This is a genomic window from Mycolicibacterium smegmatis (genome assembly GCF_001457595.1).
Lineage (GTDB): Bacteria > Actinomycetota > Actinomycetes > Mycobacteriales > Mycobacteriaceae > Mycobacterium > Mycobacterium smegmatis.
In genome coordinates this window covers 4,927,555-4,946,046 of sequence record NZ_LN831039.1, presented here as the reverse complement: position 1 = coordinate 4,946,046, position 18,492 = coordinate 4,927,555, and the positions used below count along the sequence as shown (strand labels likewise).

Below are 18,492 nucleotides of genomic sequence, written 5' to 3'. Positions count from 1 at the left end.
CCTTACACCACCGGCTCCCTGACGATCTCGACCCACGCGGCCCCGCTGTCGAGGACACGCGGCTGCTTCCACACCTCGACCGGGAAGCTCACCATCACCACCGACTGCATGAGGTGCATGAGGCGCTTGGCGTCATCGGGCATGCCGTGCAACGGGAATCGCGCGTCGAGGTAGGTCATGACCTCCTCGAGGCGGGCCATCCCGACGTCGTAGAGCTCCTGCATCTCCTCCATCGACGACGACAGCCGCTTGGCGTAGCGCTCGGGTTCGGTCGGCAGGATCCAGTCGGAGAACCGCTCGAGGTAGGCGAACTCCTCGGGCAGCAGGCGTTCTGTGGTGGTGTCAGACATGCGCGGCGTCCTTCTCGCTCGTGACGGCCGACCCGTTGGACTCGGCCTTCTGGGTTTTCTCCGCCAGTTCGGCCTTGTAGGCATCGACGTACTTGTGCGCCGTGTGGTGCAGGTGGCGCAGCAGCACCTCCTGGTCGCACAGCGGGAACTCGGTCACCGCGCGCGTGTTGATCTGCGTCTGCGTGGCCTCCAGCGTGTTTGCGTCCTGCAGCGCGTACTCCTTGAACGTCACGGCCGCGAGTTCCTGCGCGAGCCGCTGACGGGTGTTCTTCGGCGGGACGAAGTACAGGTTGCACTCGAAGATGTGCTTGTCGACGTCGGTCGGCCAGTAGTTGTAGGTCAGATACCAGCCCGGAACCCACAGCAGCAGAGTGAAGTTGGGGAAGAACTCGAAGCTGTCCTGGCCCCACGTGGGCTGACGGGCCGGGTTGACCGCGGGCGGCAACTCGTCGGGCAGGATGCCCTTGATGTCGGGACGGTCCCACGGGCCGAACAGACCGCTGTGCAGGATGCGCTCGATCGGCTTGACCATGTTGAGGTCCTTCGGCGGGCTCATGCCGCCCCAGGACGAGATCATCGAGTGGTCGCCCTTGATGTCGTAGTGCAGCGCCTCGAAGCCGATCTTGGCCAGCTTGGCGGCCTCTTCGGGCGTCGCCTGCTTCATGTGCAGGATCGGGGCGTGGTAGAACTCGACGAACGCGTCGATGAAGAGCTTCCAGTTCGAGTTGATCTCGGCGCGGTAGCTGTACACCTCGGTCATCTCGTGGAACGGATAACCTTTGAGGCCCTGCCCGAACTCGCCGAGGTACTCCTCGAGCGGCATGGCGTCGTCGTCGAAGTTGACGAAGATGAACCCTTCCCAGATCTCGCACCGCACGGGCTTGAGCGGGTAGTCGGCCTTGTCGACGTCGAAGAACTCGTCCTCCTGCTGGATGAACGTCAGGTCACCGTTGAGCGCGTAGCGCCACGCGTGGTACTTGCACGTGAACTGCCTGCACGTACCGGAGACCTCTTCGCCGGGGTAGTCGTTCCACACGAGCTTGTTGCCGCGGTGCCGGCACATGTTGTAGAACGCCCGCACGGCACCGTCTTTGTCCTTGACGACGATGATCGACGTGCCCTTGCCCACCGATGGCATCTCGCGGGTGAAGTAGCTCCCGGTCTTGGGCAGGCGCTCCACACGACCCACATGCAGCCAGGTCCTGCGGAAGATGGCCTGCTGCTCCAGTTTCCACTGCTCCGGGTCGATGGAGTCGGTGTAATCCACAGGGGCGGTGCCCAGTTCGGGCCAGTTCTCGGTCCAGCTGCCGACAGCTGGTTTCGGGAAATGCGCCACTTTCTACCTACTTTCTCTGTCGAGCCGTTCAGGGCTCAGTGGCCGGATTCCGGTTCGATGCCAAAGGTGTTGTAGGCCATGGCCATGAGGCCGTAGCCGCCGACGGTGAAGACCAGGTCCATGCGCTGGCGGTCGTCGAGTTTCTCGCCGAGCGCGGCCCACGTGGGGTCCGAGATCGTGGACAGTTCGTCGAGTTCGTCGACGGCGTCGATCACGACCTGGTCGAAGGGGTCGGACACCACGCCACGGCCGATGCCGTCGATGTCGTCGTCGGTGAGGCCCTCGGCCTTGCCGATGAACGCGTGGTGGGCCCACTCGTACTCGCAGTTGCGCCTGCGCGCGATACGCAGGATCGCGAGCTCGCGCAGGCGTGGGTCGAGGGTGGAGCGGAACAGCAGGTGGTTGCTGAACCGCAGGAACGCCTTGGTGAGCCGCGGATGGCGGGCCAGCGTGGACAACGCGGTGCCCGCGCCCTCGGGGTTCAGTCGCTCCTCGGGCAGCATCACCGACAGCGCCAGTCGTACCTCGTCGTCCCACTCGTCGGCGGGCAATGGGGTCAGGCGCACGGACGGCTCTCCTCTCGGCGCTCACGCTGCTGCTGTCAGCTTCAACTCTCGTCCATGAGAATCAGGTTCTCATTTACGACTAACAGGTTTCCATCTTTTCGGCCGATGGTCAATGGCAACTGCTCGCGTGTGCGCGTGACCAGGCTGAAGATGCTCGTCAGCGACATCAGACATTGATTCTCGTCTATGGAGAAGATAGTTTCCTGACAGAGAGAAGCGTGTGCGGTGCGCCGTGCCGCATGGTCGAAGTCCGCAACCCTTCGCCGGAACGGAGAGCAGTCATGAACAAAGACGACATGATCCTCATCAGCGTGGACGACCACATCATCGAGCCACCGGACATGTTCAAGAATCATCTGCCCGCCAAGTACCGCGACGAGGCACCGCGGTTGGTACACAACCCCGACGGCTCGGATACCTGGCAGTTCCGCGACACCGTGATCCCCAACGTCGCGCTCAACGCCGTCGCGGGCCGGCCGAAGGAGGAGTACGGCCTCGAACCGCAGGGCCTCGACGAGATCCGCAAGGGCTGCTACGACCCGAACGAGCGGGTCAAGGACATGAACGCCGGTGGCGTGCTGGCGACCATGAACTTCCCGTCGTTCCCCGGTTTCGCCGCGCGCCTGTTCGCCACCGACGACGAGGAGTTCTCGCTGGCCCTGGTCCAGGCGTACAACGACTGGCACATCGACGAGTGGTGCGCCTCGAATCCGGGCCGGTTCATCCCGATGGCGATCCCGGCGATCTGGAATCCTGGATTGGCCGCCGCCGAGGTGCGCCGGGTGGCCGAAAAAGGTGTGCACTCACTGACTTTCACCGAGAATCCCTCGACGCTGGGTTATCCGTCGTTCCACGACCTGGAGTACTGGCGCCCGTTGTGGCAGGCGCTCGTGGACACCGAGACCGTGATGAACGTGCACATCGGGTCGTCGGGCAAGCTGGCGATCACCGCACCCGACGCGCCGATGGACGTCATGATCACGCTGCAGCCCATGAACATCGTGCAGGCCGCGGCCGACCTGCTGTGGTCGGCGCCCATCAAGGAGTTCCCGACGCTGAAGATCGCACTGTCCGAGGGCGGCACCGGGTGGATCCCGTACTTCCTGGACCGCGTGGACCGCACCTTCGAGATGCACTCGACGTGGACCCACCAGAACTTCGGCGGCAAGCTGCCCAGCGAGGTGTTCCGCGAGCACTTCATGACGTGCTTCATCTCCGACCCGGTCGGGGTGAAGAACCGCCACATGATCGGCATCGACAACATCTGCTGGGAAATGGACTACCCGCACAGCGATTCCATGTGGCCGGGCGCGCCCGAGGAACTGTCGGCGGTGTTCGACACCTACGACGTGCCCGACGACGAGATCAACAAGATCACCCACGAGAACGCCATGCGGCTCTACCACTTCGACCCGTTCGCCCACGTGCCCAAGGAGCAGGCCAACGTCGGTGCGCTGCGCAAAGCCGCCGAGGGCCACGACGTCTCGATCCGGGCGCTCAGCAAGAAGGACAAGACCGGCGCCAGCTTCGCCGACTTCCAGACCAACGCCAAAGCGGTCTCGGGCGCACGGGACTGAATCGACAAGAGAACCAGGAGCACATGTACGTGTCGGGCGGGATGAACTTCGAGCTCACCGAGGATCAGCAACTGATCCGCAGTTCCGTTGCGGAACTGGCGGCCAAGTTCGACGACCACTACTGGATGACGAAGGATCAGGCGCACGAGTTCCCACAGGAGTTCTACGACGCCATCGCCGGCGGCGGCTGGCTCGGGATGACCATCCCCGAGCAGTACGGCGGGCACGGTCTCGGCATCACCGAGGCGACGATTCTCGCCGAGGAGGTGGCACGGTCCGGAGGTGGCATGAACGCCGCGAGCGCGATCCACATGTCGATCTTCGGCATGCAACCGGTGGTGGTCTACGGGTCCGACGAGATGAAGGCCGAGACCCTGCCGCGGATCGTCGACGGTGATCTGCACGTGTGCTTCGGCGTCACCGAACCCGGTGCCGGCCTGGACACCTCACGTATCACCACGTTCGCGCGGCGTGACGGCGACCACCCCGACGCGGATTATGTGATCAACGGCCGCAAGGTGTGGATCTCCAAGGCCCTCGAATCCGAGAAGATCCTGCTGCTGACGCGCACCGAGAGCCGCGAGGACGTCGAGAAGCGGGGCGGCAAGCCCACCGAAGGGTTGTCGCTGTTCCTCACCGATCTCGACCGCGACCACGTCGACATCCGGCCCATCAACAAGATGGGCCGCAACGCCGTGAGCTCCAACGAGTTGTTCATCGACGATCTGCGGGTTCCTGTCGAACACCGGATCGGCGAGGAGGGCAAGGGGTTCGGCTACATCCTGCACGGACTCAACCCCGAGCGCATGCTGATCGCGGCCGAGGCACTCGGTATCGGCCGGGTCGCGCTCGACCGTGCGGTGAAGTACGCCAACGATCGTGTCGTGTTCGACCGTCCCATCGGCATGAACCAGGGAATTCAGTTCCCCCTTGCCGATTCGCTCGCGCGCCTCGACGCCGCCGAACTCGTCCTGCGCAAGGCCACGTGGCTCTACGACAACGGCAAACCGTGCGGGCGTGAGGCGAACATGGCCAAATACCTGTGCGCCGACGCGGGATTCGCCGCGGCCGACCGTGCTCTGCAGACCCATGGCGGGATGGGCTATTCCGAGGAGTACAACATCTCACGGTTCTTCCGGGAGTCGCGTCTCATGAAGATCGCGCCCGTGAGCCAGGAGATGATCCTGAACTTCCTCGGCGCCAACGTGCTGGGTCTGCCCAAGAGCTACTGAGGAGATCTTCGCTTCGATGAGAACCTATTTCGACCTCACCGGACGTTCGGCGCTGGTGACCGGTGCCGGTTGCGGCATCGGCGCCGCGGTGTCCGAGGCCCTGGCCGCCGCGGGTGCGGCGGTGCTCGTGACCGACATCGACGGTGAGGCCGCCCGCACCGTGGCCGAGCGGATAAATGCCGCAGGCGGCAAGGCCGACAGCGCAGCGCTCGACGTCGGCGACCGCGACGCCGCGGTCGCGGCCGCCGAACGCGCCGCCGCCCTGGGGCAGGGCACGCTGCACATCCTGGTGAACAACGCAGGCGTCACCGCACCGGCGATGTTCCCCAAACTCACCGACGAGACGTTCCGGCGGACGTTCGACGTCCACGTCATGGGCTCGTTCCACGTCACGCAGTCCGCGCTGCCGCACCTGGCCACCGACGGCACCGGGCGCATCATCAACGTCACGTCGTCGGCGGGCATCACCGGCACGCTGGGGCAGGTCAACTACTCGGCGGCCAAGGCCGGCCTCATCGGCTTCACCAAATCGCTCGCACGTGAACTGGCGCCCAGGAACATCATGGTCAACGCGCTGGCGCCGCTGGCCGCGACACCCATGACCGAGACCATCCGCACCAACGAGAAGTTCGCGGCCAACATGATGAACCGCATCCTGCTCAAGCGCTGGGCCGACGCCGAGGAGGTGGCCGGGGCGTTCGTGTTCCTGGCGTCGGATGCCGCGTCGTACATCACCGGCCAGGTACTGCCGGTCGACGGCGGCATGGTTATGTGACGGGTATGCCGAAGGACACCCCGGAGAAGTCGGGGCCACTCGCCGGGTTCACGGTCGTCGCGCTCGAACAGGCGGTGTCGGCGCCCATGTGCACCCGTGTGCTCGCCGACTTCGGTGCGCGCGTGATCAAGGTGGAGAACCCCAAGGGCGGGGACTTCGCGCGTGACTACGACGACGTGGTCCTCGGGCCCGGCGGCCTTGCCGCGCACTTCGTTTGGGCCAACCGCGGCAAGGAGTCCATCACGCTGGACCTCAAGACCCCCGGCGGCATGGACGTGCTGCACAAGCTGCTGGACACCGCCGATGCCCTGGTGTCCAACCTCGCGCCGGGCGCGATGGCCCGTATGGGCCTGGCACCGGCCGATCTCGCCGAGCGACACCCGCAGGTGATCCCGGTCGAGATCGACGGATACGGCAGCGGGGGACCGCTGTCCCACAAACGGGCGTACGACCTGCTGGTGCAGGCCGAGTCCGGCGCGTGCGCCGTCACGGGCCACCCGGACATGCCTGCCAAGCCGGGGCCGCCGGTCGCCGACATCTCCACGGGCCTGTATGCCGCGCTTTCGATCATGGCGCTGCTCATCGGGAGGCTGCGCCGGCCGGAGAACGGCGCCGCGCCCGCGGTCGCGGTCAGCCTGTTCGACACCATGACCGACATCATGGGCTACCCACTGACCTACACGCAGCACTCGGGCGTCGACCAGCAGCCGCTGGGCATGAGCTCGCCGGCTGTCGCTCCGTACGGCGCGTTCAGCACGCGGGACGATCAGACCGTCGTCCTCGGCACCACCAACGACCGGGAGTGGCAGCGGCTGGCACGCGAGATCATCGACCGCCCCGATCTCGCCGACGATCCGCGTTTCGCCACCAACTCCGACCGCTGCGCGCACCGCGACGTGCTCAACGAGGCCATCGGAACCTGGTGCGCGCAGCACGATCTCGCCGAGATCCAGCAGATCGCCGACGAGGCGGGCATCGGCAACTCGCGGTTCAACCGGCCCAGCGAGGTCATCGCACACCAGCACCTCAAGGACCGTGACCGCTGGCGCCAGGTCGCCACGCCCAAGGGCGAGATCGCCGCGCTGCTGCCGCCGCCCGTGATCGCCGGCTACGAGATGCCGATGGGTGCGGTACCCGGCCTGGGCGAGCACACTGATCACATCCTGGCCGACATCGGCCTGTCCGCCGAGGAGATCGCCTCGCTGCGCGAACAGGGCGCGGTCGGCCCCGCGATGCAAACAAGATCGGAGCAGTCCCATGCGTGAAACCGTCATCGTCGAAGCCGTGCGCACGCCCGTCGGCAAGCGCAACGGCGGCCTGTCCGGCATGCATGCCGCCGATCTGTCGGGACTGGTCCTCAATGCGCTCGTGGAGAAGGCCGGCATCGGCCCCGACATCATCGACGACGTCATCTGGGGCTGCGTATCGCAGGTGGGCGACCAGTCGAGCAACATCGGCCGGTTCGCGGTGCTGGCCGCGGGGTGGCCCGAACACATACCCGGAACCACCGTCAACCGGGCCTGCGGATCGAGCCAGCAGGCGCTGGACTTCGCGGTGCAGGCCGTGATGTCGGGCCAGCAGGACGTCGTGGTCGCCGGTGGTGTCGAGGTGATGAGCCGCGTACCGCTCGGCGCCGCCCGCGCCACCGGGATGCCATACGGGCCCAAGGTGATCGACCGGTATCGCGACTTCTCGTTCAACCAGGGCATCTCGGCCGAGATGATCGCGCAGAAGTGGGGCTTCACCCGCACGCAACTCGACGAATACTCGGTGGCGTCGCACGAACGCGCCGCGGCCGCGCAGGACAGCGGCGCCTTCGAGACCCAGATGATCACGGTGTTCCCCGACGACGGCGACCCCGTGGTCGCCGACGAGGGCGTGCGCCGGGGGACCACGGTCGACAAACTCGCCAACCTCAAGCCCGCGTTCAAAGACGACGGCGTCATCCACGCGGGCAATTCGTCACAGATCTCCGACGGCGCGGCCGCCCTGCTGGTGATGACCGCGGAAAATGCCGTCGCGATGGGTCTTTCACCCATCGTGCGGTACCGCGCGGGCGCGGTCGCGGGCGCCGACCCGGTGCTCATGCTCACCGGCCCCATCCCGGCCACCGAGAAGGTGCTGCACAAGGCCGGGGTCCGGCTCGACGAGATCGGCGTCTTCGAGGTCAACGAGGCGTTCGCGCCCGTGCCGCTGGCATGGCAGGCCGAGACCGGCGCCGACCCGGCCAAGCTCAACCCGCTCGGCGGCGCCATCGCGCTCGGGCACCCGTTGGGCGCATCCGGCGCGGTGCTGCTGACCCGCATGATCAACCACATGCGCGACAACGGGATTCAGTACGGCTTACAGACCATGTGCGAGGGCGGTGGCACCGCCAACGCCACGATCGTCGAACTTCTCGGCTAGGAGGGCCGGCTGATGCAGCGGAATCTGTTCACCGAGGATCACGAGGCATTCCGCACGCTGGCGCGGGATTTCATCGAGAAGGAAGTCGTCCCGGCCTATCCCGAATGGGAGAAGGCCGGACGCATGCCGCGCGACGTGTTCAAGCAGATGGGTGAACTGGGCATGCTCGGCATGGCCATCCCCGAGGAGTACGGCGGCGCAGGCATTCCCGACTACCGCTACAACGTCGTGCTTCAGGAGGAGGCCGCCAGGGCCCTGGTCACGCTGTCCACGGTCCGCACCCAGCTCGAGGTGATCCTGCCGTACTTCCTGCACTACGCCAACACCGAGCAGCGGCAGCGGTGGTTCCCCGGTCTGGCGGCGGGCACACTGCTGACCGCGATCGCGATGACCGAGCCGGGGACCGGATCGGATCTCGCGGGCGTGCGCACCACCGCGGTGCGGGACGGGGACCACTACGTCCTCAACGGCGCCAAGACCTTCATCACCGGTGGTATCCAGGCGGATCTGGTTGTCGTGGTGGCCCGTACGTCGACCGATCCGGATAACCGCCGAAAGGGGCTGACGCTGCTGGTGGTCGAGGACGGCATGGCGGGCTTCAGCCGCGGCCGTGAACTGGAGAAGATGGGCTGCAAGGTGCAGGACACCGCGGAGCTGTCGTTCACCGACGTGCGGGTGCCGGTGGCCAACGTGCTGGGGGAGGAGGGCGAGGCGTTCAGCTACCTCGGCCACAACCTGGCCCAGGAGCGCCTCACGGTCGCCGTCGGTTCGGTGGCCCAGGCCCGCTCGGCGATCGACGCGGCGATCGATTACACCAAGACCCGCAAGGCATTCGGCACACCCGTGGCGTCCTTCCAGAACACCAAGTTCGAGCTGGCGGCGTGTTCGGCGGAGGTCGAGGCAGCCCAGGCCATGCTCGACCGCGCGGTGGCGCTGCACGTCGACGGCGAGCTGTCGGGGGCCGACGCGGCGCGCGTCAAACTGTTCTGCACCGAGATGCAGGCGCGCGTGGTCGATCGTTGCCTGCAGTTGTTCGGCGGGTACGGCTACATGATGGAGTACCCCATCGCCAGGCTGTACACCGACGCCCGCGTCGCCCGGATCTACGCGGGTACCAGCGAGGTCATGAAAGTCATCATCGCGAAGTCGCTGGGCCTGTAGCCTGCGGGTGTGCGTTATGTGACACAGGCCCGAATTTATTCCCGTTGAGACCCTTGTCACACCGTGCAAACCAACCTACTGTGTGTTCACTAGGTTGGTTTGGACGAAGGAGTTCAGTGACGCCACCCCAGGGGCAGGCCGAGGCTGCCAGACCCTACGAGACCCTGCTCGCCAAGGGCGAAGACCGCAGGCAGCGCATCCTTTCGGTCGCCGAGAGGCTGCTGGCCCGCAACGGGTGGCGCAACACCTCACTCGCTCAGATCGCCAAGGAGGCCGGGGTCACCACGGCCGGTCTGCTGCATCATTTCGAATCCAAGGAGCACCTCCTCAACGCGGTGCTCGACGCCAGGGATCTCGACGACGATGCACACGCCGACCGGTCCGGTGACCTTGCCGACGAGATCAAGCGGGTGGCCGAACGGTTCGTCCGGGCACCCGAGTTGGTCGGTACGTTCACGGTGCTGCTGGTGGAGAACATCCAGCCGGATGCACCACTGCACGATCGTTTGCTGAAACGTCAGCAGGATGCGCGCGACATCGTCGCGGACATCATTCGCCGCGGCCAGCACAGTGGCCGCTATCGCCCGGACTTCGACCCGGTCATCAAGGCCGTGGAAATTCTCGCCTTCGTCAACGGAATGGAGACCTCATGGTTACTCGATCCCTCACTGCCGCTGCAGGACGTATTCAAGGGATACGCCGAGATGTTGGCCCGCGAGATCGAGCTGACATGAGGTATCGACTCGATGTGGTCGCCCCGTGCGTGATCGACGCGGTGCGGTACGCGGGAGGCTGGCTCGTCGACCGGGTGATGGCCGGCTGGGACGTCACGGTGCTGATCGACCGCGACGAGAACGTGCGCCCCTTGGAGATCCTCGGTGTCGAGGCCATGGACCTCGAGAGCGTGCTCAGGTCGTGGCAGGACCGTCCGCACCCGCAGACCGTCGCGGTCGCGGCCGATCTGTTCAACACCGACAAGCGTGTGCGCCACGGTGTGCTCGGCGCGCTGGAGCAGGGCCTCACCGAGGTCACGCTGTGGGGCGACGAGTGTCCGTCAGACCTGCGCGTCTGTCCCGCCCATCACGAACTGTCCGCTGCCGCACGCGCGTTCAAGGCCCAGGCGCTCACCGCGGCCAATCACCCCGACGCCGGCTCCGTCGGCAGCACCGAGGCGTTCCGCACCGGCACCATGCTCAGCCGCTCGGTGCCCGCCGACCTGATCACCGCCAGCTGACGCGACAGGGCGGTCAGCGCACGAACGTTGGCATGGCCGCCCAGCCGCGTACCGCGGCGGTCTCCGAGGGCCTGGCGTTGTCCCAGTCGACCTCCCACTCGGGGAAGCGCTTGAGTATTTCCTCGAGTGCGACACGCAGTTCGAGCCGGGCCAGCGCGTTGCCCATGCAGAAGTGCGTGCCCGCACCAAAAGTCATGTGCGAGAACTGCTCCCGGTGGATATCGAACACGTCGCCGTTCGGCGGGAAACGCCTGTGGTCGCGGTTGGCCGCCCCGACCAGCATGAGCATCGCCGACCCCGCGGGCACGGTCTTGCCGTAGTACTCGACGTCGCGCGTGACGTAGCGGGCGATCTGCAGGGCAGGCGGTTCCCAGCGCAGCAGTTCCTCGATGGCCTGCGGGATCAGCGCCGGGTTCTCGACGAGGTCGCGGCGCTGATCGGGGTGGTCGGCCAGCGTCTTGCCCGCCCAGCCCAGCGCGCGCGTCGTGGTTTCCGAACCCGCGGTGGCGATCACGGTCAGGTACAGCAGCAACTCGTCTCGGCGCAGCTTGCGCACCGTGCCGGTCTCGTCCTCGAACTCGGCGTTGAGCAGGTCGGTCATGATGTCGTCCGACGGGTTCTCGGCGCGCCAGTCGATGAATTCCGCGAACACCTCACCGGTGGCCAGGGAATCGACTGTCGTGCCCTGCAGCGTCTGCTCGCCGTGGTCGGTGATGGCGCGCTGGCGGTCCTCGGGGATGCCCAGCAGCATGCCGATGACGCGCATGGGCATCTGCTCGCCGAGATCGTTGACGAAGTCGAACGTGTCCGAGCCGGCCACCGCGTCCAGGCAGCGGGTGGTGAATTCGCGGATCTGGGGCTCGAGCGCGAGCACCTTGCGCGGCGTGAACATCCGCGACAGCAGGTTGCGGTGGATGTTGTGGATCGGCGGATCCTCGAAAATCAGGGTGCCGGGCGGAATCTCCATGCCGCTCTTGATGAGCTCGAGCAGCGCGCCGCGGCCCGAGATGAACGTCTCGTGGTCGATCACGGCCTTGTTGACGTCGTGGTACCGGCTCAGCGCGTAGAAGTCGTGCTGCTCGTTGTAGTACAGCGGCGCCTCTTCGCGGATCCGCGCGAACACCTCGTGCGGTTCCATGTTGAGCTGCACGCTGTACGGGTCGTAGTACAGGTCTGGTGTGGCACTGGTGCTGGGCTTGGCCATCGGGACTCCGTCGTCGAAGGGCGGCATTTTCTGAACTGACCGTCTTGTTCTGAGCACTTGCTTAGCAGGTCTGGTGACGCAGATCAAGGATGCGTGAGTTTACGCTCACTGCGACGACTGTAAACCTCATCGGACGCCAGAGACGTCCAGGACCACCTTGCCCACGGCGCGTCCCTCGGCGACATGCCGCAGCGCGGCAGCGACCTCGGCGAGGGGATAGACCGCACCGATGTGCGGCGTCACGGCGCCGGACGCCAGCAGTTCGCCGAGCTCGGATTCGTTGCGCGCGAATTCCTCCGGCGGCACGTCCTGGAACGCGAAGCCCAGGATCTGCACGCCCTTCACCAGCACGAGGTTCAGTGGTATCCGGGGGATGGCGCCTGACGCGAAGCCGATGGTGACGAACCGCCCGCCGCGGCGCAACGCGCGCAACGCGGGTTCGGAGAGATCGCCGCCGACCGGGTCGAGCACCGCGTCGGCCCCTCCGGGAACGGCGTCGCGCAGTGCCGCGCGGAGTGAACCGGCTGTGTGGTCGACGAGGTGGTGTGCACCGTATCGTGCTGCGGCATCGAGTTTTTCGGTTGACGACGCCACCGCGGTCACCCGGGCGCCGAGTGCCGCGGCGAGCTGCACCGCGGCCAGGCCGACGCCGCCGCCCGCGCCAAGCACGACAACGTCGTCGCCCGTGGAGACCCGGGCGACCGACCGCAGCGCGTGGAACGCGGTGCGGTGCGCGACGCCGGACGCGGCGGCGCCACGGTCGCCGAGGCGCTCGACGGCGCGCTGCAGACAGGATGCGTCGACACACACCTCCTCGGCGAACGCGCCGTGCATTGCGGTACCGACCACCCGGTCGCCGACTACGAAATCCGTGACACCGTCGGCGATCTCGGTCACCACCCCGGAGAATTCACTGCCAGGGACGAACGGCACGGGCACGGTCACCTGGTACCTGTCGGCCACGAGCAACACGTCGGGAAAGTTCACCGCGGCAGCACCGACACGCACCCGCACCTGATCGGGCCCGAGTTCAGGCGCAGGCAACTCCTCGACGCGGACTACCTCGGGTGGCCCGTACCGGGGGCAGACGGCTGCGCGCACGTCAGCCCCGGTAGTCGGTCGATTCGGCCAGTTCGGCCGCCGAGGCCATCAGGCCTGTCACCACCGGTCCGAACGCAAGAAGCTTCTCGTCGTCGCCCGCACGCTGGAAACCCTGCTCCAGCACGATCGCGAGCTTCCACTTGGCCAACACCAGGTAGTAGTCCAGATCGTCGACCTGACGGCCCGACACCTCGGCGTAGTGGGCGACGACGTCGTCACGTGCGGGCATGCCACGCATGTCGACGTAATCCATTCCGCCGGTGTCTTCGCCGGTCGGCCAACTCTGCACCATCCAGGCGAGGTCGAGTTTGGGGTCACCGACGGTGCCCATCTCCCAGTCGACGATGGCGGCCAGTGTGGCGGGGGCGCCGTGCCGGTACATCACGTTGGCGAACTGGTAGTCGCCGTGCATGAGGCCGGGGATGTAGTCGAGCGGTTTGTGCGCCCGCAGCCAGTCGGTGGCGACCTTCAAGCCGGGTAGCTCGCGGCGTTTTATCCGTTCGAGGAATGCGATCCAGCGATCGACCTGCCGGTCGTGAAAACCTTCGGGGCGTCCCAGGTCGGCCAGCCCCCGCTCGCGCCAGTCGACCTTGGACAGCAGCGCGATGCCCTCGGCCAGTTGATAACTCAGGCCGGGGCGGGTACCCAGGTCGCTGTTGAAAGGTTCGGGCCACACACCGTGCCGATCCATGGGGGACCACCCCTCGACAAACCCCATCAGGTAGAACGGCCGACCGAGCACGCTCGGGTCCTCGCACATGGCGACGGCCTCGGTGTGCGGCACGTCGGTGCCGTCGAGCGCGGCGATGATGCGCCACTCGCGCAGGATGCCCTTGTCGCGGTCGGGCGGCGCGCCCGGGGGTGGCATGCGCAGCACGCAGCGCTCGTCGCCGCGGCGCAGTTCGTAGATGACGTTCTGCGTACCGCCGGACAGGAAGCGCGCGGTCAGCGGCTCACCCTTGCCCGGCAGCCCCGCGCCGTCCATCCACTCGGCGAGGCGCGGGGTGTCGATGTCCGGTGCGCTCACAGATTGCCCACCTCGTTGTCCAGGTAGTCGGCGAGTTTGGCCCGCGCCTCCTCGCGCTTGCGGGGTATCCATTCGGTCGGCCAGGTGTCCTCGGTGGCCTCGTGGTCGCGCAGCACCTGCTTGGCCACGGTGGTCTTGTGCACTTCGGTGGGGCCGTCGGCCAGGCCCATGACGGCCGCGCCTGTGACCATCCCGAGAAACGGCATTTCGTTGGTGACACCGAGGGCGCCGTGCACCTGCATCGCGCGCCATGCGATGTCGTGCAGGACTGTCGGCATGACGACCTTGACCGCGGCGATGTCCTTGCGGACCAACTTGTAGTCGTTGTACTTGTCGATCTCCCACGCGGTGTAGAGCACCATCAGCCGGAACTGCAGCAGTTGCGCATACGAGTCGGCGATGTAGCCCTGCACGAACTGCTTGTCGGACAGACGGCTTCCCTGTGTCTTGCGGCTCAGCGCGCGTTCGCACATCATGTCGAGCGCCTTGCGTGCGAGGCCGATCGTGCGCATGGCGTGGTGGATTCGCCCGCCGCCCAAGCGGGTCTGGGCGATGACGAACGCCTGCCCCTCACCGCCCAGCAGAGCTTCGGCGGGTACCCGCACGTTGTCGTAGTGGATCAGCGCGTGCGATCCCTCGTTGTCGCGCTCGCCGTACAGGCCGACGTTGCGCACGATCTCGACGCCGGGGGTGTCGGTGGGCACCAGGAACATCGACATGCCCTGATAGGCGCTGACATCGGGGTTGGTGACGACCATGACGATGAGGAACGACGCGGTGGCGGCGTTGGAGGAGAAGAACTTCCAGCCGTTGATCACCCAGTCGTCCCCGTCGCGGACGGCGCGCGTGGTGAACAGCGTCGGGTCCGCGCCCGCGTGCGGCTCGGTCATCGAATAACAGGAGAACACCTCACCGTCGAGCAGGGGCCGCAGATAGCGTTGCTTCTGCTCCTCGGTGCCGTAGTGCGCGATGATCTCGGCGTTGCCGGTATCGGGTGCCTGGCAGCCGAACACGATGGGCGCCCACTGCGACCGGCCCAGGATCTCGTTGAGCAGCGCCAATTTCAGCTGCCCGTATCCCTGACCACCGAGTTCGGGGCCGAGATGGGTGGCCCACAGGCCTTTTCGGCGCACCTGCTCCTTGAGCGGGTCCACCACCTGCCGGCGTACCTCGTTCAGAGGCGTGAACTGCAGATGCGGCCACACCAGGTCCAGCGGCTCGACTTCGTCGCGGACGAAGGTGTCCACCCAGTCCAGGAGTTCGGCGAACTCCGGGTCGGTCTCGAAATCCCATGCCATCACGGTCTCCTTCGTCCGGTGCTGCCTGCGATCAGGGTGGCGATGTCGGAGGCGACGACGTCGGCGAAGGAACGGGCGCCGAAAGCGCCTGCGGCCCAATGCCGGGCGCCCTCGCTGACCATCATCATGGCCAGATGGACCAGGCGGTCGGTGTCGGTGCCGGCGGGAAGTTTGCCGTCGGCCACCGCGCGGGCGAACAGGGTGGTGAACATGCCGCCGTCCAGATCGGGACGGTTCTCTCCCGTGGCCAGCAGTCGGTGCTCGTGCCGGTACCCCTCCAGGATGGTCTCGATGACCAACTCGCGCGGATTGCTGCTCATCGAGCGTTCCAGGGCGGTCAGTGCGGCGCCGACGACGGTCATGACGTCGTAGTCGTCGGCCAGCAGCTTCGCGATGGTGCGCTGGGCTGAGCGGGTGGACATCACGCCCACCTCGAAGAGCACGTCTTCCTTACGCGGGAAGTAGAAGTAGAACAACGCCTTGGAGACCCCGGCGCCCCGGCAGATCTCGGCCACCGTGGTGTTGGCGTAGCCGTTGGTCCGCCACAACGCCATGGCCGCATGGACCAGCATCTGCTTGGTGGTGTGGGAGTTGGCGCGCTGGAAGGTCGCCCGGCGCTGACCCCGGTCAGCTTCGGTGTTGCGCGGTGATGCGACCACCTGCGCACCGTACCGCGCATCGGCACAGCTGACCAGTGTCCAACCAAGCCGCCGCTGTCGGTCTGTGTGAGCTACCCCGGTGTGAGCTACCGAGGGCCTGCCCGGCGGCTGAGATGGTCGATCTGGCGATACATCGCGATCAGGGCGAAGAACGGCAGGATCATGAACGGCACGTTCTCGGCGATGAATTTGAACCAGAGCCCGAAGGCCCCCTGACCGATGTCGTCGAACCCGGCGCGCACCTCGGACAGGAAGTACACCGCGGTGCTGCTGATCAGCATCGCGCATCCGGTGAAGGCGAGCCACAGGCTCTTGATCCGGGACTCGACCGGTAAATCGCTGCGCATCAAGCGGATCCACACGATGAACAGCAGCGTGCCGGTCACCACGCCGACCAGTTCCAGCCCGAAGATCCAGGCGTTGCCACTGGTGTAGCGGGTGTCGGCCAGGCCGTACTGCCACCAGAGCCACTTCCAGCCCGGGTCGGTGGTCGGTGTCCACCAGTTCATCGGATGGCCGATCAGAAAGATGGTCTCGTAGCCGAGTTGGCTGCCCGCGGTGTAGGGCAGGTAGATCATCGTCAGCTCCGAGGCGCGTTGCAGACGCGAGCGCTGCTCACCCCGGCCGGTCCAGAAGTAGACCAGCGGCAGCACGATCACCGGCAGGCCGAACGCCAGGTTGGCGATGACGTCGACGGTGAAGGTGGGCGGCAGCAGACCGGTGCCGACCCCGACGACCGCGATCGTGAAGGCGAAACCGGTCATCGCAGTGAGGGCGACGTAGGCCTTGCGGCGGTGCGGTGCCCAGGGACGGGCCAGGTCGGGTTCGCCGGCGGTCGGGGCCGGTGTCGCGATGTCGGATGTCATGGCGTGTCCTGTCCGTGCCGCGGCGGCAACTGAGCTGACGATATGCGTTCGACCAGCCAATGTTGAGCGAATGCACAACATTGGAGAATCCCGTTTCCGAATGTGGCATGTTGAGCGGAACGATCAGGCGTTTGCCCTCGTTGACGGCGAAGCGGCGCTGTGGAAATGTAATACTCAACAATGAGAGGCACGTTCTCATACGTCTGAGTCCGTCAGGAAACGGAGTGACACATATGGCGATCGATCCCGCCGGTATCGACTGGTTCAAGGACCCCCGGCTGGTCGACGACCCGTACCCGTATTTCAACGCGTTGCGGGACAAGTGCCCCGTGCAGTCCGAGGATCACTACGGGGTGACCATGGTGACCGGCTGGGAGGAGGCTGTCTCGGTCTACAACGACGAGAAGAGCTTCTCCTCATGCACCTCGGTCACCGGGCCGTTCCCCGGCTTCCCGGTGCCGCTGGAGGGCCGCGACGACGTCGCCGAACTCATCGAGAAGCACCGCGACGAGCTGCCGTTCAGCGATCAGCTGCCCACCCTGGACCCGCCGGTGCACACCAACCACCGCTCGCTGATGATGCGGCTGATCACGCCCAAGCGCCTCAAGGAGAACGAGGACGCGATGTGGCAGCTGGCCGACGAGGTGCTCGACGATTTCCTGGCGCCGGGCAAGGGCGAGTTCATCAAGGGCTTCGCCAGCCCGTTCACCCTGCTGGTGATCGCGGACCTGCTGGGCATCCCCGCCGAGGACCGCAACGCGTTCGTCGACGGCATCTCGCAGAACTCCGGCGGCGGCGTGGGCAGCACCGGTGACGAGTCGCTGTCGCACAGCCCGCTGGAATTCCTCTACGGCCAGTTCGAGGCGTACATCGAGGACCGGCGCAGTAACCCTCGCGAGGACATCCTCACGGGGATGGCCACCGCACTGTTCCCAGACGGCACCACCCCGAGCCCCGGCGACGTCGCACGGGTGGCCACCAATGTCTTCTCGGCGGGTCAGGAGACCACGGTCCGACTGCTCGGCACCGCGCTCAAGGTACTGGGAGACCGGCCGGACGTGCAGAAGATGGTGCGCGAGGACCGCAGCCTGTTGCCGAACTTCATCGAAGAGGCGCTGCGCCACGAGAGTCCGGTCAAGGGCGATTTCCGGCTCTCCCGTTGCCCGGTCACGGTGGGGGACAAGGACTTGCCCTCGGGCCGTACCGTCATGGTGGTCAACGGCGCGGCCAACCGGGACCCGCGCCGGTTCGAGAACCCCGACGATTTCGACCCGGCCCGCAAGAACGCCCGCCAGCATCTGGCGTTCGGCCGTGGCATCCACAGCTGCCCGGGCGCGCCGCTGGCCCGTGCCGAGACCCGCGTCGGACTGGAGCGACTGCTCGACCGCACCACCGACATCCGGATCTCCGAGGAACACCACGGTCCGGCGGCCAATCGGGACTACAAGTACATCCCGACGTTCATCCTGCGTGGGCTCACCCACCTGCACCTGGAGTTCGATGTGAAATGAAGGTCGCCGTCGACGAGGACCGGTGCGCAGGCCACGGCATGTGCCTGACACTGTGCCCGGAGGTCTTCGAACTGTCCGACGATGGCTGGGCGGTGGCCGCTGCCGGGGAGGTCCCCGCCGAGCACGAGGCCGCAGTCCGGGAAGCCATCGACTGCTGTCCCGAGAGCGCGATCCACAAACTCTGATCCA

19 protein-coding genes are annotated in these 18,492 nt (G+C 66.4%); 10 read left to right on the top strand and 9 right to left on the bottom strand.

Going from position 1 to position 18,492, the window contains the following annotated elements; genetic code table 11:
- Window positions 1-2: 2 nt before the first annotated feature.
- Genes AT701_RS23650 through AT701_RS23640 form a run of 3 tightly spaced genes read right to left on the bottom strand, consistent with a single transcriptional unit; the run spans window position 3 to window position 2,252 of the window.
- A complete protein-coding gene (locus AT701_RS23650) occupies window positions 3-350 on the bottom strand; it encodes a hypothetical protein (RefSeq protein WP_058126707.1) in 348 nt (115 codons plus the stop codon).
- The gene (locus AT701_RS23645) at window positions 343-1,686 is read right to left on the bottom strand and encodes an aromatic ring-hydroxylating oxygenase subunit alpha (RefSeq protein ID WP_003896238.1); all 1,344 of its coding nucleotides are present in this window, start codon (window positions 1,684-1,686) and stop codon (window positions 343-345) included. Before AT701_RS23645 ends, AT701_RS23650 begins: the two co-directional genes overlap by 8 nt.
- Before the next feature lie 35 nt (window positions 1,687-1,721).
- Complete coding sequence (locus tag AT701_RS23640; RefSeq protein WP_011730127.1) at window positions 1,722-2,252, bottom strand: carboxymuconolactone decarboxylase family protein; 531 nt, start codon at window positions 2,250-2,252, stop codon at window positions 1,722-1,724.
- 281 nt (window positions 2,253-2,533) lie between these two features.
- Between AT701_RS23640 and AT701_RS23630 the strand changes: the two genes are divergently transcribed.
- The 8 genes from AT701_RS23630 to AT701_RS23595 all read left to right on the top strand — a co-directional run bounded on the left by AT701_RS23630 (window position 2,534) and on the right by AT701_RS23595 (window position 10,637).
- Window positions 2,534-3,829, top strand: coding sequence for an amidohydrolase family protein (locus AT701_RS23630; protein ID WP_058126706.1), 1,296 nt, complete (start codon window positions 2,534-2,536; stop codon window positions 3,827-3,829).
- A gap of 41 nt (window positions 3,830-3,870) precedes the next feature.
- A complete protein-coding gene (locus tag AT701_RS23625) occupies window positions 3,871-5,061 on the top strand; it encodes an acyl-CoA dehydrogenase family protein (RefSeq protein ID WP_058127716.1) in 1,191 nt (396 codons plus the stop codon).
- Window positions 5,062-5,077: 16 nt separating this feature from the next.
- Complete coding sequence (locus AT701_RS23620) at window positions 5,078-5,836, top strand: SDR family NAD(P)-dependent oxidoreductase (protein ID WP_011730124.1); 759 nt, start codon at window positions 5,078-5,080, stop codon at window positions 5,834-5,836.
- Window positions 5,837-5,841: 5 nt separating this feature from the next.
- Complete coding sequence (locus AT701_RS23615) at window positions 5,842-7,101, top strand: CaiB/BaiF CoA transferase family protein (RefSeq protein ID WP_058126705.1); 1,260 nt, start codon at window positions 5,842-5,844, stop codon at window positions 7,099-7,101.
- Window positions 7,094-8,242, top strand: a complete 1,149-nt coding sequence (locus tag AT701_RS23610) for a thiolase family protein (RefSeq protein WP_058126704.1) — start codon at window positions 7,094-7,096, stop codon at window positions 8,240-8,242. The genes AT701_RS23615 and AT701_RS23610 overlap by 8 nt, the downstream gene beginning before the upstream one ends.
- 12 nt (window positions 8,243-8,254) lie before the next feature.
- Window positions 8,255-9,403, top strand: coding sequence for an acyl-CoA dehydrogenase family protein (locus AT701_RS23605; protein ID WP_058126703.1), 1,149 nt, complete (start codon window positions 8,255-8,257; stop codon window positions 9,401-9,403).
- A gap of 116 nt (window positions 9,404-9,519) precedes the next feature.
- Window positions 9,520-10,137, top strand: coding sequence for a TetR/AcrR family transcriptional regulator (locus AT701_RS23600; protein ID WP_003896230.1), 618 nt, complete (start codon window positions 9,520-9,522; stop codon window positions 10,135-10,137).
- Entirely contained in the window at window positions 10,134-10,637 is a 504-nt protein-coding gene (locus AT701_RS23595; RefSeq protein ID WP_058126702.1) for a hypothetical protein, read from the top strand. The genes AT701_RS23600 and AT701_RS23595 overlap by 4 nt, the downstream gene beginning before the upstream one ends.
- A gap of 13 nt (window positions 10,638-10,650) precedes the next feature.
- On the opposite strand, the gene AT701_RS23590 is transcribed toward AT701_RS23595, so the two are convergent.
- From AT701_RS23590 to AT701_RS23565, 6 genes are all read right to left on the bottom strand, one after another.
- Window positions 10,651-11,841, bottom strand: coding sequence for a cytochrome P450 (locus AT701_RS23590; RefSeq protein WP_058126701.1), 1,191 nt, complete (start codon window positions 11,839-11,841; stop codon window positions 10,651-10,653).
- A gap of 126 nt (window positions 11,842-11,967) precedes the next feature.
- Complete coding sequence (locus AT701_RS23585; protein WP_058126700.1) at window positions 11,968-12,942, bottom strand: NADPH:quinone oxidoreductase family protein; 975 nt, start codon at window positions 12,940-12,942, stop codon at window positions 11,968-11,970.
- 1 nt (window position 12,943) lies between these two features.
- Window positions 12,944-13,927, bottom strand: coding sequence for a phosphotransferase family protein (locus tag AT701_RS23580; protein ID WP_174519685.1), 984 nt, complete (start codon window positions 13,925-13,927; stop codon window positions 12,944-12,946).
- A gap of 38 nt (window positions 13,928-13,965) precedes the next feature.
- Window positions 13,966-15,267, bottom strand: a complete 1,302-nt coding sequence (locus AT701_RS23575) for an acyl-CoA dehydrogenase family protein (RefSeq protein ID WP_058126698.1) — start codon at window positions 15,265-15,267, stop codon at window positions 13,966-13,968.
- Complete coding sequence (locus tag AT701_RS23570) at window positions 15,267-15,926, bottom strand: TetR/AcrR family transcriptional regulator (RefSeq protein ID WP_058126697.1); 660 nt, start codon at window positions 15,924-15,926, stop codon at window positions 15,267-15,269. The genes AT701_RS23575 and AT701_RS23570 overlap by 1 nt, the downstream gene beginning before the upstream one ends.
- 86 nt (window positions 15,927-16,012) lie before the next feature.
- On the bottom strand, window positions 16,013-16,792 hold the full coding sequence (locus AT701_RS23565; RefSeq protein ID WP_058126696.1) for an emopamil-binding protein: 780 nt from the start codon (window positions 16,790-16,792) through the stop codon (window positions 16,013-16,015).
- A 233-nt stretch (window positions 16,793-17,025) separates the two neighbouring features.
- On the opposite strand from AT701_RS23565, the gene AT701_RS23560 reads away from it, so the two are divergent.
- Window positions 17,026-18,303: a cytochrome P450 gene (locus AT701_RS23560; protein WP_003896222.1), complete on the top strand. Its 1,278-nt coding sequence runs from the start codon at window positions 17,026-17,028 to the stop codon at window positions 18,301-18,303.
- Entirely contained in the window at window positions 18,300-18,488 is a 189-nt protein-coding gene (locus AT701_RS23555; protein ID WP_003896221.1) for a ferredoxin, read from the top strand. The genes AT701_RS23560 and AT701_RS23555 overlap by 4 nt, the downstream gene beginning before the upstream one ends.
- The last annotated feature ends 4 nt before the right edge of the window (window positions 18,489-18,492 follow it).

Coding starts and splice junctions, on each gene's coding strand:
- AT701_RS23580 (WP_174519685.1), bottom strand. CDS start 13,927: ATGGACGGCGCGGGGCTGCCGGGCAAGGGTGAGCCGCTGACCGCGCGC.
- AT701_RS23595 (WP_058126702.1), top strand. CDS start 10,134: ATGAGGTATCGACTCGATGTGGTCGCCCCGTGCGTGATCGACGCGGTG.
- AT701_RS23590 (WP_058126701.1), bottom strand. CDS start 11,841: ATGGCCAAGCCCAGCACCAGTGCCACACCAGACCTGTACTACGACCCG.
- AT701_RS23615 (WP_058126705.1), top strand. CDS start 5,842: ATGCCGAAGGACACCCCGGAGAAGTCGGGGCCACTCGCCGGGTTCACG.
- AT701_RS23575 (WP_058126698.1), bottom strand. CDS start 15,267: ATGGCATGGGATTTCGAGACCGACCCGGAGTTCGCCGAACTCCTGGAC.
- AT701_RS23610 (WP_058126704.1), top strand. CDS start 7,094: ATGCGTGAAACCGTCATCGTCGAAGCCGTGCGCACGCCCGTCGGCAAG.
- AT701_RS23650 (WP_058126707.1), bottom strand. CDS start 350: ATGTCTGACACCACCACAGAACGCCTGCTGCCCGAGGAGTTCGCCTAC.
- AT701_RS23565 (WP_058126696.1), bottom strand. CDS start 16,792: ATGACATCCGACATCGCGACACCGGCCCCGACCGCCGGCGAACCCGAC.
- AT701_RS23620 (WP_011730124.1), top strand. CDS start 5,078: ATGAGAACCTATTTCGACCTCACCGGACGTTCGGCGCTGGTGACCGGT.
- AT701_RS23555 (WP_003896221.1), top strand. CDS start 18,300: ATGAAGGTCGCCGTCGACGAGGACCGGTGCGCAGGCCACGGCATGTGC.
- AT701_RS23630 (WP_058126706.1), top strand. CDS start 2,534: ATGAACAAAGACGACATGATCCTCATCAGCGTGGACGACCACATCATC.
- AT701_RS23605 (WP_058126703.1), top strand. CDS start 8,255: ATGCAGCGGAATCTGTTCACCGAGGATCACGAGGCATTCCGCACGCTG.
- AT701_RS23625 (WP_058127716.1), top strand. CDS start 3,871: ATGAACTTCGAGCTCACCGAGGATCAGCAACTGATCCGCAGTTCCGTT.
- AT701_RS23560 (WP_003896222.1), top strand. CDS start 17,026: ATGGCGATCGATCCCGCCGGTATCGACTGGTTCAAGGACCCCCGGCTG.